Origin of the sequence: Bradyrhizobium sp. BEA-2-5 (assembly GCF_032918025.1) — a bacterium.
GTDB lineage: Bacteria > Pseudomonadota > Alphaproteobacteria > Rhizobiales > Xanthobacteraceae > Bradyrhizobium > Bradyrhizobium pachyrhizi.
The window spans coordinates 5,843,968-5,858,438 of record NZ_CP136629.1 but is presented as its reverse complement, the minus strand read 5'-3'; the positions used below and the strand labels follow the sequence as shown (position 1 = coordinate 5,858,438).

At 63.3% G+C, this 14,471-nt stretch carries 13 protein-coding genes and 1 pseudogene; 8 read left to right on the top strand and 6 right to left on the bottom strand.

Annotated features, from left to right (window positions below; all coding sequences use genetic code 11):
* Positions 1 to 17: 17 nt before the first annotated feature.
* A complete protein-coding gene (locus RX327_RS27705; RefSeq protein ID WP_317247704.1) occupies positions 18 to 638 on the bottom strand; it encodes a response regulator transcription factor in 621 nt (206 codons plus the stop codon).
* Positions 639 to 819: 181 nt separating this feature from the next.
* On the opposite strand from RX327_RS27705, the gene RX327_RS27700 reads away from it, so the two are divergent.
* The gene (locus tag RX327_RS27700; RefSeq protein WP_317247703.1) at positions 820 to 2,184 is read left to right on the top strand and encodes a histidine kinase; all 1,365 of its coding nucleotides are present in this window, start codon (positions 820 to 822) and stop codon (positions 2,182 to 2,184) included.
* On the opposite strand, the gene RX327_RS27695 is transcribed toward RX327_RS27700, so the two are convergent.
* Together RX327_RS27695 and RX327_RS27690 are read right to left on the bottom strand one after the other, a co-directional pair.
* Positions 2,181 to 2,615, bottom strand: a complete 435-nt coding sequence (locus RX327_RS27695) for a YkvA family protein (protein ID WP_050383917.1) — start codon at positions 2,613 to 2,615, stop codon at positions 2,181 to 2,183. The genes RX327_RS27700 and RX327_RS27695 overlap by 4 nt on opposite strands.
* Before the next feature lie 30 nt (positions 2,616 to 2,645).
* Entirely contained in the window at positions 2,646 to 3,620 is a 975-nt protein-coding gene (locus tag RX327_RS27690; protein ID WP_317247702.1) for a helix-turn-helix domain-containing protein, read from the bottom strand.
* Between the two features lie 420 nt (positions 3,621 to 4,040).
* Between RX327_RS27690 and xoxF5 the strand changes: the two genes are divergently transcribed.
* From xoxF5 to RX327_RS27665, 5 genes are all read left to right on the top strand, one after another.
* Entirely contained in the window at positions 4,041 to 5,846 is a 1,806-nt protein-coding gene (gene xoxF5 / locus RX327_RS27685; protein ID WP_317247701.1) for a lanthanide-dependent methanol dehydrogenase XoxF5, read from the top strand.
* A gap of 123 nt (positions 5,847 to 5,969) precedes the next feature.
* Positions 5,970 to 6,452 carry a c-type cytochrome, methanol metabolism-related gene (locus RX327_RS27680; protein WP_317251337.1) on the top strand — a complete coding sequence of 161 codons (483 nt, stop codon included), beginning with the start codon at positions 5,970 to 5,972 and terminating at the stop codon, positions 6,450 to 6,452.
* 50 nt (positions 6,453 to 6,502) lie between these two features.
* Complete coding sequence (locus tag RX327_RS27675; protein WP_317247700.1) at positions 6,503 to 7,612, top strand: S-(hydroxymethyl)glutathione dehydrogenase/class III alcohol dehydrogenase; 1,110 nt, start codon at positions 6,503 to 6,505, stop codon at positions 7,610 to 7,612.
* Between the two features lie 33 nt (positions 7,613 to 7,645).
* Positions 7,646 to 8,209, top strand: coding sequence for an S-(hydroxymethyl)glutathione synthase (gene gfa, locus RX327_RS27670; protein WP_317247699.1), 564 nt, complete (start codon positions 7,646 to 7,648; stop codon positions 8,207 to 8,209).
* Between the two features lie 495 nt (positions 8,210 to 8,704).
* Positions 8,705 to 9,301, top strand: a complete 597-nt coding sequence (locus tag RX327_RS27665) for a hypothetical protein (protein ID WP_317247698.1) — start codon at positions 8,705 to 8,707, stop codon at positions 9,299 to 9,301.
* Positions 9,302 to 9,310: 9 nt separating this feature from the next.
* Here RX327_RS27665 and RX327_RS27660 read toward each other — a convergent pair whose 3' ends face one another.
* Positions 9,311 to 9,685, bottom strand: a complete 375-nt coding sequence (locus RX327_RS27660; protein WP_317247697.1) for a hypothetical protein — start codon at positions 9,683 to 9,685, stop codon at positions 9,311 to 9,313.
* A gap of 278 nt (positions 9,686 to 9,963) precedes the next feature.
* Between RX327_RS27660 and RX327_RS27655 the strand changes: the two are divergent.
* Positions 9,964 to 11,102: pseudogene (locus RX327_RS27655) on the top strand (epoxide hydrolase family protein).
* Between the two features lie 66 nt (positions 11,103 to 11,168).
* Positions 11,169 to 12,887, top strand: coding sequence for a metallophosphoesterase (locus tag RX327_RS27650; protein WP_317247696.1), 1,719 nt, complete (start codon positions 11,169 to 11,171; stop codon positions 12,885 to 12,887).
* Here the strand turns inward: RX327_RS27650 and RX327_RS27645 are convergent.
* Together RX327_RS27645 and RX327_RS27640 are read right to left on the bottom strand one after the other, a co-directional pair.
* Positions 12,884 to 13,918: an AI-2E family transporter gene (locus RX327_RS27645; protein WP_050383913.1), complete on the bottom strand. Its 1,035-nt coding sequence runs from the start codon at positions 13,916 to 13,918 to the stop codon at positions 12,884 to 12,886. The genes RX327_RS27650 and RX327_RS27645 overlap by 4 nt on opposite strands.
* A gap of 87 nt (positions 13,919 to 14,005) precedes the next feature.
* Positions 14,006 to 14,470, bottom strand: a complete 465-nt coding sequence (locus tag RX327_RS27640; RefSeq protein WP_317247695.1) for a GNAT family N-acetyltransferase — start codon at positions 14,468 to 14,470, stop codon at positions 14,006 to 14,008.
* Position 14,471: the final 1 nt, after the last annotated feature.

Here is a 14,471-nt window from a genome sequence, read left to right as displayed (position 1 = left end):
TTGGTTGGAGCGCTGCGTCAGGCGACGCCGCTGTCGATCGCCAGCCGCACCAGCTCGACGGAGGTTTTCACCCCGAGCTTCTGGCGCATGATGGACGAGGTATTGGCAACCGTCTTGTAGGACGATTGCACCAGCCAGGCGATCTCGGACAGGCTCTTGCCGGCGCTGAGCAGCCGCAGGATCTCCATCTCGCGCGAGGTGAGCTTGGAGAGCGGATTTTGCGCAAAGCCCGGCCGCGCAAACGCCACGTTGCGCGCGATCGCCGGCGGCAGATAGACGCCGCCATTGCCGACCTCGCGCACCGCTTCCACCAGATCGTTGGGATCGCCGGTCTTCGAAACGTAACCCTTGGCGCCGATGTCGATGGCGCGGGCGGCGAACACCGGGTCGTCGTTCATGCTGAACATGATGAGGCGCGCAGATGCATCATGCGTCAGGATGCGGCGCGCCAACTCGAAGCCGGAAACCGTCGGCAGGTTGATGTCGATCACGCAGAGATCGGGCTTCTCCGCAACGAACGTCCGTTCGCCGCTTTCGGCATCCGCCGCTTCCAGCAGCGTGATCTCGGGGTCGTCGGCGAACACGGTGCGGCAACCGGAGGCAACGATGGGATGATCATCAACGATCAGAATGCGCATGGCGTTGTTCCGGCGACCTGCTTCGATTCACTCATCATCACGTCGGTTTGCGCGAAGGACGGGTCGGTTCCGACCGGTTGTGCACCTCGTGCGGGATTGCGATAGGGTGCGATTAGATAGCCAGGCAAATTTGGCTGTCAACGATCCTCTCGGAGGAGGGATCGCGGTCGGGGGCAACGTCATGTGGCAAAAGCTATCTTTGCGCGCGCGGATCAACCTGCTGCTGGCGCTGATCCTGGCGCTTGGCCTCGGCATCAATATTGCGCGGCTCGTGCTGGAAGCCGGGCCGCGCGTGCAGGCCGAGGACCAGAGCGTGATCCGCCTTGCGCGTGAATTCGTTGCGACGATCGTGGCCGGTCTCGACGAGGCGCCGGATCCCGATGCGCGGCTCGATCAGATCGTCCACGACCTGAGCCGGTTGCGTCACGTCAGCATCACGCGGCAGGATGGCGCGACCGCAAAATCTCCTGACCGCCCCGAGGGCGCCGGCGATCCGCGCGCTCCGCCGCAGTGGTTCGTCGCCCTGGTTCATCCCGAGCAGACCGCGGTCAGCGTGCCGGTCTCGATCCAGGGCAAGCCCGGCTCGCTATTGATCACCTCGCATCCCGATGACGAGATCGCCGAGATCTGGGACGGCATCGTGACCCAGCTCGAGGTCGGCTCGGTGATCGCGCTCGCGCTGCTTCTGGTCACCATGCTGGTGGTCGGCCGCGCGCTGGCGCCGCTGGAGGCACTGTCGCAAGCCATGACCGGCATCGAGGCCGGGGACTACGACGCACGCGTCGAGCCCGGCGGATCGCCGGAATTGGCCGCGATCTGTGCCAAACTGAACCATTTGGCGGTGACCCTTGGCGATGCCGTGGAGGGCAAGCGGCAGCTCGCGGAGCGCGCGGTCTCGCTGCAGGATTCCGAGCGCAAGGAGATCGCGCGCGAGTTGCACGATGAGTTCGGGCCCTATCTGTTTGCCCTGCGCGCGCATGCCGGTGCGCTGACCCGGCTGTCGGAAGTCGAAAAGCCGGACCCTGCGGCCTTGCGCAAGCACGGCAATGCCATCCTCGAGCAGGTCAACGCGCTCCAGCAGTTCACGCGCCGGATCCTGGAGCGATTGCGGCCGGCCGGACTGGCCGAGCTCGGGCTGGCGGAAGCGCTCGGCGCGCTGGTGCGGCTATGGAGCGAAACGCACCCGGAGGTGGAGATCGAGAGCCGCATCTCGCCGGCGCTCGGCGGCACCGGCGAGATGGCCGACCTCACGATCTATCGCATCGTCCAGGAGGCGCTCACCAACGTGTTCCGCCATGCCGGCGCGACAGCGGTCGATATCACGATCGAACCGGCGGACCGGCAGGCCGGCCTACGCGGCAGCCGCGACTGCGCGCTCGTGCGGGTTCGCGACAATGGCCGCGGCCTGCTGAGGGATCACAGGCTTGGCCGCGGTTTGACCGGGATGCAGGAGCGGATCCTCGCGCTTGGCGGCACGCTTAACATCAATTCCAGCGATGATGGCGTGACGGTCGAGGCGCTCGTGCCAAAGGCCGCACAGTCCTAGACGATTGGCTGTTGCCAATATCTGAAAGCCGCCCAAGCCAGCGCCACTGCGCCGGCAATCCAGAGTACGACGATCGCGATCATTCCCGCCCGGCTGGTCGGACGCTGCAAGACGGCGCCGGCCTTGGCACGGCATTCCGCCATCACCTCGTCCGGCACGAGCGAGATCGCAAGCCAGATGCCGAGCGGCAGCAGGATCAGATCATCGAGATAGCCGATCACCGGAATGAAATCCGGGATCAGATCGATGGGAGACAGCGCATAGGCCGCGACGGCGACGGCAAGGGCCTTGGCATACCAGGGCACGCGCGGATCATGCGATGCGAGATACAGCGCAACGCTGTCCCGTTTGAGGTTGCGTGCCCAAACCTTGATCGAGGACAGCCTGGTTGAGGACAACTTGATTGGAGAAAGTCTGTTGGCGGACGGCATGGCGCAACGCCTGCACGTCGGACGGAACCGCTATTCCAGCACCACATCGGCCGGCATGCCGCCGTGCAGGCCCTTGTGGACGGAGGAGGGCGCGATGCCGAAGTATTTCCGGAACACCCGGCTGAAATGCGATGAGCTGGAGAAGCCCCACGAGAACGCGACGTCGGTGATGGTCTTGCCGGCGTGGGCCTCGAGCTCCTGGCGGCAGTTCTGCAACCGCGCCTGCCAGATGTAGTCGCTGACCGTGGTGCCGCGCTCCGAGAACAGCATGTGCAGGTAGCGCTTGGAGCAGCCGAGCTCGGCCGAGATCTGGTCGATGCACAGATCCGGATCGCGCAAGTGCTCGCGGATGAAGCCCTGGGCCCGTACATAGGTAGCCTCGGCGCTGCCGCGATCGAACATCGCGCCGGTCTCGCGCAGCGGCAACAGCAGCAAGTCGATCAGCGCATCAGCCACGCCGACGGCGTTGACCGGCGTCAGCGTCGGTGCCTCGCCGAAGGCGGCATGGACGAAATCATAGGCGATGCGGCCGGTGCCGTTGCGCGCCGACAGCTTGCACGGTGCCATCTTGGAGAGCTGGAAGCCGCGCTCCTTGAGCAGGTCCTTCGGCACGATGACAACCTCGTGCCGCGTCAGCGACGGGCTGATGATGGTGTGCGGACACGACACGTCATAGGCGAAGCAGTCGCCCGGCATGATGTCGAAGTGCAGGCCGTCCTGCTCGAAATGCGAGACGCCGTGGGTCTGGAACACGATCTTGATGTAGGGGTGCTCGCTCAGCTTGATCCGCGAGATGGTATGCGCGATCCGGTGCTGGCTTGCCTCGATCTGACACAGCTTCAGGCGCGATACCGTCGTGAAATTGACCCGGGCTTCGAGCGAGGATCCTTCCAGCGCATCGACGTCGAACTGGCCGCAAAGGTCAGTGAGCGCATCCGACCAGCGCTGAATTTGCCGCTTGGGCGTCAATCCGTTCGTGCTGAGAGAATGGACTGTATCGGACATCTTTCCAGCCACCGATTCGATCCCCACGTGACTGCTCACCGAGCTTAAGTCTGGCCCGGGATGATGCGCCTTCTCCCTGATTCTGAATAGCTTAGGGAGGCGGCGGGATTTCTTCCCGGTTAATGTCGGGTGATCCTCCGACTTAGTTCTGGGCTCGTCAAGCGCAACCTTAGCACGCGTCAATCTGGCATCCGGATCGCGCCGGCCGCGATTGATGCCCTGCAACATGAAGCAAGCTTTCCAGCCAATTCAGGGCCGGGCGACAAAAATCTGACGAAGCTTCGCTTTTGAGCAAACGGCTCTTCTCTTTTGGGCAAGTCAGCGCGCTTCAAGAGGACTACGACTGGGGCACCAAAATGGAAGAAGTGGGGCCGTTTCGGCGGAAACCCTTGAGCTCTTGAACCTGGGAGGAAATCCACGATGCGCAAGATGCTTTACGCGACCGGTCTTGGGGCAATGGCGGTATTTGCCGCCGGAGCGGCCAACGCCAATGACGAACTCCTCAAGATGTCGCAGAACCCGAAGGACTGGGTGATGCCGGCGGGTGACTATGCCAACACCCGCTATTCCAAACTGAACCAGATCAACGCTCAGAACGTCGGCAAGCTCCAGGTCGCCTGGACCTTCTCGACCGGCGTGCTGCGCGGCCATGAAGGCGGCCCGCTGATCATCGGCAACATGATGTACGTCCACACGCCGTTCCCGAACAAGGTCTACGCCATTGACCTTTCCAACGAGAACAAGATCGTCTGGAGGTACGAACCGAAGCAGGATCCGAACGTCATCCCGGTGATGTGCTGCGACACGGTCAATCGCGGCCTGTCCTACGGGGACGGCAAGATCATCCTGCATCAGGCCGACACCAACCTCGTCGCGCTCGACGCCAAGACCGGTCAGGTCGAATGGACGGTGAAGAACGGCGATCCCAGCAAGGGCTCGACCGGCACCTCCGCGCCTCTGGTCGTCAAGGACAAGGTCATGGTCGGCATCTCCGGCGGCGAGTTCGGCGTGCAGGCTCATGTGACCGCTTACGACATCAAGACCGGCAAGCAGGTTTGGCGCGGCTTCTCGGAAGGCCCGGATGACCAGCTCCTGGTCGACGACAAGACCACCGAGCTTGGCAAGCCGATCGGCAAGGATTCGAGCTTGAAGACCTGGCAGGGCGACCAGTGGAAGATCGGCGGCGGCTGCACCTGGGGCTGGATCTCCTACGATCCCGCTCTGAACCTCGTCTATTACGGGTCGGGCAATCCCTCGACCTGGAACCCGAAGCAGCGTCCCGGCGACAACAAGTGGTCGATGACGATCTTCGCGCGCGATGCCGACACCGGCATGGCGAAGTGGGTCTACCAGATGACGCCCCATGACGAGTGGGACTATGACGGCGTCAACGAAATGATCCTCACCGATCAGCAGATCAACGGTCAGCCCCGCAAGCTGCTGACGCACTTCGACCGCAACGGCCTCGCCTACACCATGGACCGCGAGACCGGCGAGCTGCTGGTCGCCGAGAAGTACGACCCGAAGGTGAACTGGACCAGCGGCGTCGACATGGACAAGAACTCGCCGACCTACGGCCGTCCGAAGGTTCTCGATGCCGCGTCGACCGACAAGGCCGGCGAGGACGTCAACGCGAAGGGCATCTGCCCGGCCGCGCTCGGCACCAAGGACGAGCAGCCGGCAGCCTACTCGCCGGACACGCAGCTGTTCTACGTCCCGACCAACCACGTCTGCATGGACTACGAGCCGTTCAAGGTGAGCTACACCGCGGGCCAGCCCTATGTGGGCGCGACGCTCTCGATGTACCCGCCCCCGGGTGAAACCCACATGGGCAACTTCATCGCCTGGGACAACAAGACCGGCAAGATCGTCTGGTCGAACAAGGAGCAGTTCTCGGTCTGGTCGGGTGCGCTCGCAACGGCAGGCGGCGTGGTGTTCTACGGCACGCTCGAAGGCTACCTGAAGGCGGTCGACGCCAAGTCCGGCAAGGAGCTCTACAAGTTCAAGACTCCCTCCGGCATCATCGGCAACGTCACCACCTATGAGAACAATGGCAAGCAGTACGTTGCCGTGCTCTCCGGCGTCGGTGGCTGGGCCGGCATCGGCCTGGCGGCAGGTCTGACCGATCCGACCGCAGGTCTCGGCGCAGTCGGCGGCTACGCGGCCCTCAGCAACTACACGGCACTCGGCGGTACGCTGACCGTGTTCTCGCTGCCGCAGCAGTGAGCTGAGCAACCTCGTTCCGGCGCATGGAGCGATCTCCATGCGCCGGTCCGTCTTCAATCTGCACGCGAGGATATGCTTTTGCGTAAGATCTGGTTTGTGAGTGCTGCGATCTTTGTCGTGGCAATGGGTGGAGTTGCCTCCGCCGAGGACGCTGGCGACCCGACCGCCGTCAAGTCCGAGGACGGCAAGTATCTCGACAAGGATGGAAACCCGACGTTCAAGGTTACGGCCGACGGCACGACGGACTGGTACACCTACTCCGGCTATCGCCGCTATCATTCGGAGTGCCATGTCTGCCACGGCCCCGACGGCATGGGATCGACCTATGCTCCGGCGCTGGCGAATTCGCTGAAGACCATGAGCTACGCGGATTTCATGGGCGTGGTCGCGAGCGGCCGCAAGAACATCTCGACCGCGCAGGAGAACGTCATGCCTGCTTTCGGCGACAACCCGAACGTCGCCTGCTACATGGACGACCTGTACGTCTATCTGCGCGCCCGCGCCAACGACGCGGTTGGGCGTGTTCGGCCGGCCAAGCACGAAGACAAATCGGAAGCCTATGGAAAGGCGGAAGACGCCTGCATGGGCTACAACGACAAGAAGTGAGCCCGTCCGGTGCGAACGAGAAACCTGTTTGACGTTTTGTGGAGACCAAGATGAAAACACGCGCCGCCGTCGCCTTCGAGGCCAAGAAGCCGCTCGAAATCGTCGAAGTCGATCTGGAAGGCCCAAAGGCCGGCGAGGTCCTGGTCGAGATCAAGGCCACGGGCATCTGCCATACCGACGCCTACACGCTCGACGGCTTCGACAGCGAGGGCATCTTCCCGTCGATCCTGGGGCATGAGGGTGCGGGCATCATCCGCGAGATCGGCCCTGGCGTGACCTCGGTGAAGCCGGGCGACCACGTCATCCCGCTCTACACGCCGGAATGCCGGCAGTGCAAAAGCTGCCTCAGCCAGAAGACCAATCTCTGCACCGCGATCCGCGCGACGCAGGGCAAGGGTGTGATGCCCGACGGCACCAGCCGCTTTTCCTACAAGGGCAAGCCGGTCTACCACTACATGGGCTGCTCGACCTTCTCGAACTTCACCGTGCTGCCCGAGATCGCGGTCGCCAAGATCCGCGAGGACGCCCCCTTCGACAAGAGCTGCTACATCGGCTGCGGCGTCACCACCGGCGTCGGCGCCGTCGTCAACACCGCGAAGGTCACGCCGGGCTCCAACGTGGTCGTGTTCGGCCTCGGGGGCATCGGCCTCAACGTGATCCAGGGCGCCAAGATGGCCGGCGCCGACAAGATCATCGGCGTCGACATCAACGACGCCAAGGAAGCCTGGGGCAAGCAGTTCGGCATGACGCATTTCGTCAATCCGACCAAGGTGGGCGGCGACATCGTCCAGCATCTCGTCGGCCTCACCGATGGCGGCGCCGACTACACGTTCGATTGCACCGGCAACACCACGGTGATGCGACAGGCGCTGGAAGCCTGCCATCGCGGCTGGGGCACCTCGATCATCATCGGCGTTGCCGAATCCGGCAAGGAGATCGCCACCCGCCCGTTCCAGCTCGTCACCGGACGCAACTGGCGCGGCACCGCCTTCGGCGGCGCGCGCGGCCGCACCGACGTGCCGAAGATCGTCGACTGGTACATGAACGGAAAGATCCAGATCGATCCGATGATCACCCACGTGCTCAAGCTCGAAGAGATCAACAAAGGCTTCGATCTCATGCACGAGGGCAAATCCATCCGTTCAGTCGTCGTATTCTGAAATCAAAACACCAAGCACTAGGAGGATAGGTCAATGACTGTTCATATCCACCCGTCGATCGACAACGGCATCAAGCAAGGCAGCGGCAACTTCGCCGGCGGCACGCTGGTCTGCAAATGCACGGACCATCCGGTCAAGGTCGGCATCAAGGGCGACGTCGCCCACAACCACGCCTGCGGCTGCACCAAGTGCTGGAAGCCGCAGGGCGCGAACTTCTCCGTCGTCGCCGTGGTGCCGCGCCAGAACGTCACCGTGCTCGAGAACGGCGACAAGCTCCAGATCGTCGATGCGGCGGCGGTGATCCAGCGCCATGCCTGCACCGGATGCGGCACCCACATGTACGGCCGGATCGAGAACAAGGGCCATCCGTTCTATGGCCTCGATTTCATCCATCCCGAGTTGTTCCAGGAGTCCGGCTCGGCAGCGCCCGGATTTGCCGCCTTCGTGTCGTCGGTGATCGAGTCCGGCGTCAAGCCGGCCGATATGGCCGGGATCAGGTCGCGGCTCAAGGAGCTTGGACTCGAGCCCTATGATTGCCTGTCGCCGCCGTTGATGGACGCGATCGCCACCCACGTGGCGAAGTCCAAGGCGGCCTGACGACGGCACCGTGCCAAAGGCGGCCTGACCGACTCGCCTTGACGAGATCCTGCGCCGGCAGAGGGTCTGCCGGCGAGGGATATGCTGGTAGTACCCGTGACCTTGAACCTTGCATGCCCTGCGGACGACCACAGGGCATGCATTTTATTTTCCGCTTTGCCCTCGTCCTTTCCCCGATCCTGCTGCTTTCGCCGGCTCGCGCCGCATCGCCGGAAGACCGCTATATCGCCGCGCGTGACGCCGCGATCGCCAAATTCGCCAAGCTGTCGAACGACAACAAGATCAATGAGGCCGTCGACAAGGCCGAGGCGGCCGCGCGCGACGAGCTGAAGGGGCAGCTGACGGCCATCCTGTCCCAGCCCGCCCGGCCGGGCTTTGCTCCCGCCCAGCTCAACCTCGACACTCTATATAAAGGCGATATGGGGTTCGGCATGCTGGACGGCCTGCGCTTCGATGCCGACACCGGCAGGGACGGGGCAAAGATCGGAGAAAAGCGTGCCGACGGCAGCTTCGTCGAGCCGAAAGCCCATATCATCGTCACCACCGAGTTCTCTGTTCACGCGCTGGCTGCACGAACACAAGACCTGGTGGGACAAGGGCAGCAAGAACCTGCCGCAGCAGGTCGATGCCGCCCTGAAGTTCGAGGGTCTCTACACCCAGGCGATCTCGACCGATGCTGCGGTGGTCAATTTCGACGACTTGCCGATCGCCAAGCCGGCGTCGGCCACCCTGGCTTACGGCTTCCTGGCCGGCCGCACCCAGGATTCGTTCCCCGACAGGGCCGACGAGGTGTTCGTGTCGGCGCTCGCCGGCGGCAAGATGTATGTCGCCTATGCCGAGATCGAGCCGGCGGTGCAAGTGCCGGCCTGCACCGCGATCCGCACCGACTACAACAAGAAGGCCGATGCGGCGGCCGAGAAGCTCGAGCGCAAGCAGATCAGCAGGCAGGCCTATGACAAGCTCGGCGACCTGCACCAACAGGGCGAGGATGCGTTCAAGCGCTGCTTCACCGAGCGCGCGCCGCAACAGCCGGCCTTCGCCGCGGCCACCAGGCAGGCCCAGGCACTGCTCGAGGCGGCGATCGGCAAATAGCCCGGCAAGCTATTCCCACTCGCCGAACAGCAGACACATCCACGCCACCTGCAGGATCGGCCAGGCAGCAAATGCGATACACAGCAGCCCATTGCCGAGCGGCTTGCCTTGCCGGCGCATCCGGATCAGGGAAGCGACCCCGAACGGAACGAGCAGAAGAAATGTCGGTGCGAAAATCGCGCCGTATAAAATGACGAGCTCCGCATGCGCGGCAATGCCGTCCTGCATGCTGGATTGCAGCAAGCAGAAGTAGATGACGAGGAGAACGGGGGCGAACAGGGCCGCCGATGCGGCCGGCGAAAATCCTGACGCAGCGATGCCGGGCATCAGCATCCATCGCCGGATGATGATCCACCCCGCTGAGAACATGATGATCAGCGGCAATCCCAGCTTCAACAGAACGTCTTGCGCGTTCAGGATGCTCGTCAGATAGAGTGCCAGAGGAATCTCCGTGAGATGCGATATGCGTGCCTCGATCGTGCGCGATTCACGCCGAGCCATCGCCGCCTCTCTTAACAAGATGGCGGCGGCCGTGATGGACTTTGTCGTGCAGGGTTTGTGCAGACGACGGAGAGAGGCGCCGCAAATTACGGCTGCGGATTTGATCGGCAGGCTTCGCGAGCCTATCTTCCCCGAAAGTTCAGCATCCCCGGGGAGACGCCATGACCGCCATCAGCCCGTTCCGCATCGCCGTCAGCGACGATGTCCTCGAGGATCTGCGTAGTCGGCTGCGCCGGACCCGCTGGCCGGATTCCGAGCTGGTCGACGACTGGAGCCAGGGCGCGCCGCTGCAATGGATCAAGGACGTCTGCCATTATTGGGCCGAGACCTATGACTGGCAGCAGCGCGAGGCGCGGCTCAACCGCTTCAGCCAGTTCACCACCGAGATCGACGGGCTCGACATTCATTTCATCCATGTGCGCTCGAAGGAGCGGTCCGCGCTGCCGCTGATCATCACCCATGGCTGGCCGGGCTCGATCGTTGAGTTCCAGAAGGTGATCGCGCCGCTCACCGATCCCGCCGCGCATGGCGGCAATCCTGCCGATGCCTTCCACGTGATCTGTCCGTCGCTGCCGGGCTTCGGCTTCTCCGCCAAGCCGAAGACCACCGGCTGGGGCGTCGACCGCATCGCCAAATCCTGGGCCGTCCTGATGCAGCGGCTCGGCTACGCCAGCTATTTCGCGCAAGGCGGCGACTGGGCTCCGCGGTCACGACTGCGATCGGCGGACAGGATGCGGCGCACTGCGCCGGCATCCACATCACGCTTGCGATGTCGACCCGGCCCAATGTCGAGGGGCAGCCGACGCCGGAGGAGACGAGGGCACTCAACGGCATCAAATATTATGCCGACTGGGATTCCGGCTACTCCAAGCAGCAGTCGACGCGCCCGCAGACGCTCGGCTATGGCCTCACGGATTCGCCGAGCGGGCAGGCGGCCTGGATCCTGGAAAAATTCTGGGCCTGGACCGACTGCAACGGCCATCCGGAAAACATCCTCGGCCGCGACGAACTGCTCGACAACGTCATGCTGTACTGGGTCACCGCGACCGCTGCGTCGTCGGCGCGGCTCTATTGGGAAAGTTTTGGGCCGGGCAAGCGAACCCCGCACAAGGTGAGCGTGCCGACCGGCGTTGCCGTGTTCCCCAAGGAGATCGTCACGCCGGTCCGCAAATGGATGGAGACAAACTTCACCAACATCCAGCACTGGAGCGAGATGCCGAAAGGCGGACATTTCTCGGCGTTCGAGCAACCCGAGCTGTTCATCGGCGAGGTGCGCGAGTTCTTCGGGAAGCTGCGCTAAGGCTGACGCGTATGTTGGTCTGAAGCGGTTTGTGACAGAATGCGCCGTGTAACGGAGGACGTCGGCGTGCTGCTTGATCCCCGCCACGGCGACTTTGAGGACAATGCCGCCAGCCCGGAACAGCGTTCGTTGTTCGCGATCTTGGGTAGCCTTCTGGTTGAGATAAGCCCGGCGAAACTGTTGTTCGCCTGGACGGTTTCGCTTCTGCTTCCGGGCGTGCTGCTCGGCCTTGCGCCACTGGTCGCATCCGCCTGGATTTCGAGCGTTTCGCAACACGCTCTTGCCCTGTCCGAAGTGGGCGCCGTGCTGGCGCTGATTGCGATCGCGGCGTTGGGATGGCTCGGCGGGCGACCGCTGCTTCAAATCGCGGAAACAAGCTTCTGGTCGCTGAACGCGCTCGCGGTTCAACCGAGTTATGCCTTCACGCGCGAGGCACTGGGCCATCTGGCGGAGCTGCTTTGGCGCACCGGCGCAACTCCTGCCTCTCGCACGAGGCTGCGCCGCGGTTGCTCGATCGGCGCCGGCATACTGCTCTCCGCGGGGGCGGCATTGATCGCGGCCCTGGTCTGGCCTGCCTCGCAATGGGCTGCGACCGTCAATGACCTTGTTCTGATCCATCGTCTGGTGTTGCCGACGTTCGCGAACGCCGTGGTGCTGGTGTCCTGCTATCTTGCGGTCGCGTCACTGGCCTGGAGCGTGGCCGATGCCAGTATGGAACAACCGGCCGACCTGGCCGGATTCGACGCGACGCCGTCCGGAGGCCGCTGCTGGCGCCTTGCACATCTATCCGATCTTCACGTGGTCGGCGAGCGGTACGGCTTCCGCATCGAAAGCGGGACCGCCGGTCCGCGGGGAAACGAACACTTCAATCGCGTGTTGGCTCGCCTTGCCGAAATTCACACCGTTGATCCGCTCGACCATGTGCTGATCAGCGGCGATATGACGGACGCCGGCCGGCCCGGCGAATGGGCGGAATTTCTCGATGCATTGGCAGGTCATCCCGAGCTCGCAGCACGCATCATCATGCTTCCGGGCAATCATGACGTTAACGTCGTGGATCGTGCCAATCCCGCGCGCCTCGACCTGCCGTTCAGCCCTGGCAAGCGGTTACGGCAGATGCGTGCCCTGTCGGCGATCGCGGCCGTCCAGGGCGATCGCGTGCGCGTCATTGACGGTTCCGGCAAACCGTCGGCCACGCTGAACCAGGCGCTGGCCCCTTATCGTGATCGGATAACACAGTTTGCGCAGCACGGGGGCGTGCGCCGCGCAGCGGCACTCCGCGGCCTGTTCGATGATCAATTCCCAATGATCCTGCCGCCGGACCAGGACGGTGGCCTCGGGATCGCCATTCTCAACTCCAACGCCGAAACCCACTTCTCCTTCACCAACGCGCTCGGTTTGGTTTCGGAAGCGCAAACGCGGCGGTTGGAGGCTGCGATCCGTCATTTTCCGACGGCATGCTGGACCATCGCGTTACATCATCACGTGATGGAATATCCCATGCCGGTGAAGACATTTGCCGAGCGCATTGGGACAGCCTTGATCAACGGCAGCTGGTTTGTACGCAGGTTGCAAAGGTTTTCCGATCGCTCGGTGGTGATGCACGGTCACAGGCATATCGATTGGATCGGTACATGTGGTGCGTCGAGGATCGTCTCGGCCCCGTCGCCGGTGATGGGGGCCGACGATGCAGCCAGCTATTTCTATATCCACAAAATGATGGTCGGCCCGGACCGGAAGCTCTGCCTCGCCGAGCCCGAGCGGGTTGAGATTGCCGCAGGCTAGGACGCTTCCGGCTTGTCTTGGTGCGATCCGCCACACAGATCGGCTATCCATGCGGCCGACGGACTCTCGGCACAGAAGGTCAGAATAGCGAGCGTGATCGGCACACCGATGAAGGTCCCGAACAGGCCCCAAAGCGAGCTCCAGAAGAAGATTGCAAACAGCACCAGAAACGGCGAGATCGACAATGTCGAGCCGGCCACCCGCGGTTCGACATAGCTGCCTACCACGAACTGGATGACGTTGAGACAGGCGAACACGCCAAACACCGCGGGCCAGCTCTCGAACTGCGTCATGGCCAGCAGCGTGGGGAACAGCGTCGCGATGAAAGGGCCGATGAAAGGAACGTAGTTGAGGACAAAGGCGATCACGCCCCATTCGAATGCGAATGGCAACCCGGTTACAGCGGCGAACAGGCCGACCAGGAGACCCGTGACCGCGCTCATCTGCGTCCGCACCAGCATATATTTGCGAAACTTGGCGGCCGTCGCTTTGCTGCCCTTGAGCAGGACGCGCGCAGCTGTGGGATTCTCCAACCGCTGGATTCGTCGACCAGCGTCCTCGACCTCGAGAAGTCCCAGCACGACATAGACCAGCGCGATGAGCCAGAAACTCAATGTGGTGTTGACGCGGCCCGTGACGTATTGCGTGGTGCGCAACAGCCAGCCGACATTGAAATGCTCCGCCCAGACGCCGGCGAACGAGACGCCATGGCCGTCGAGCCAGATCACCGCGGCATCGTAGAAGGCCTGATACCGCGCCGCATCCGCGATCAAGGAGCGCCCGACGCGGCCGAACCCCCATCCTGCCAGCGAGGCAAACGCGATGCAGGTGGCAACCGTAACAACGATGGTAATGGCGAGCGCGAGCAGTTTCGGCAGCCACGACTGCAGCCGTTGCTGAACGGGCCAGACGATCGCGATGATGAACAGAGCGGCCGCAAGCGGGGCGAGCACGCTGCGCACCTGAGCCACCGCTGCAATGACCAGCACCGCGGCGATGATGCCGGTCGTGATTTTCAACCCGCCAGCCATCCTTGGGTTACCCGATCTCCGTGAACGCAGACATTGTCAGTCTGTCTCGTAGCGCGACAAGACCGGGAAAATGGACCTGCGGCACAGCTACAGCAATCCTCGATAGATTCCCGGCGCGGAGCCTTCGATGGCCACCGCGCCGACAGCTTTCGTATAGAATTCCGCCGGCCCGACGCCGCCGATGATCGCGTAGCCGAAGCCCTGGTGCTTCATGTCCTCGAGGCAGGCGAACAGCAGCGCCTTGCCGATTCCGCCCTGCTGCGCCTTCGGCGCGACGCCGGTCGGACCGAAGAAGTTGCGACAGGCCGCGTCGTGGCAGGCGAATCCGAGGATCTTCTTTTGCTGGATCGCGATGAAGCAGGAGACCGGTTGGCGGCTGAACGCGACCTCGGTTTCGCTGGCCCACGCCTCGCTGAATGTCTCCCGCACCCAGGCCACAACCCTGTGCTTTTCCGGGGCGAGCGCGCGGCGCATGACAATTCCGGCCTTGAGCAATCGATCGTAGGCGGGCCGCGAATTGGGCAGGGCGTAGAGCTTGACGAGCATGTCCATC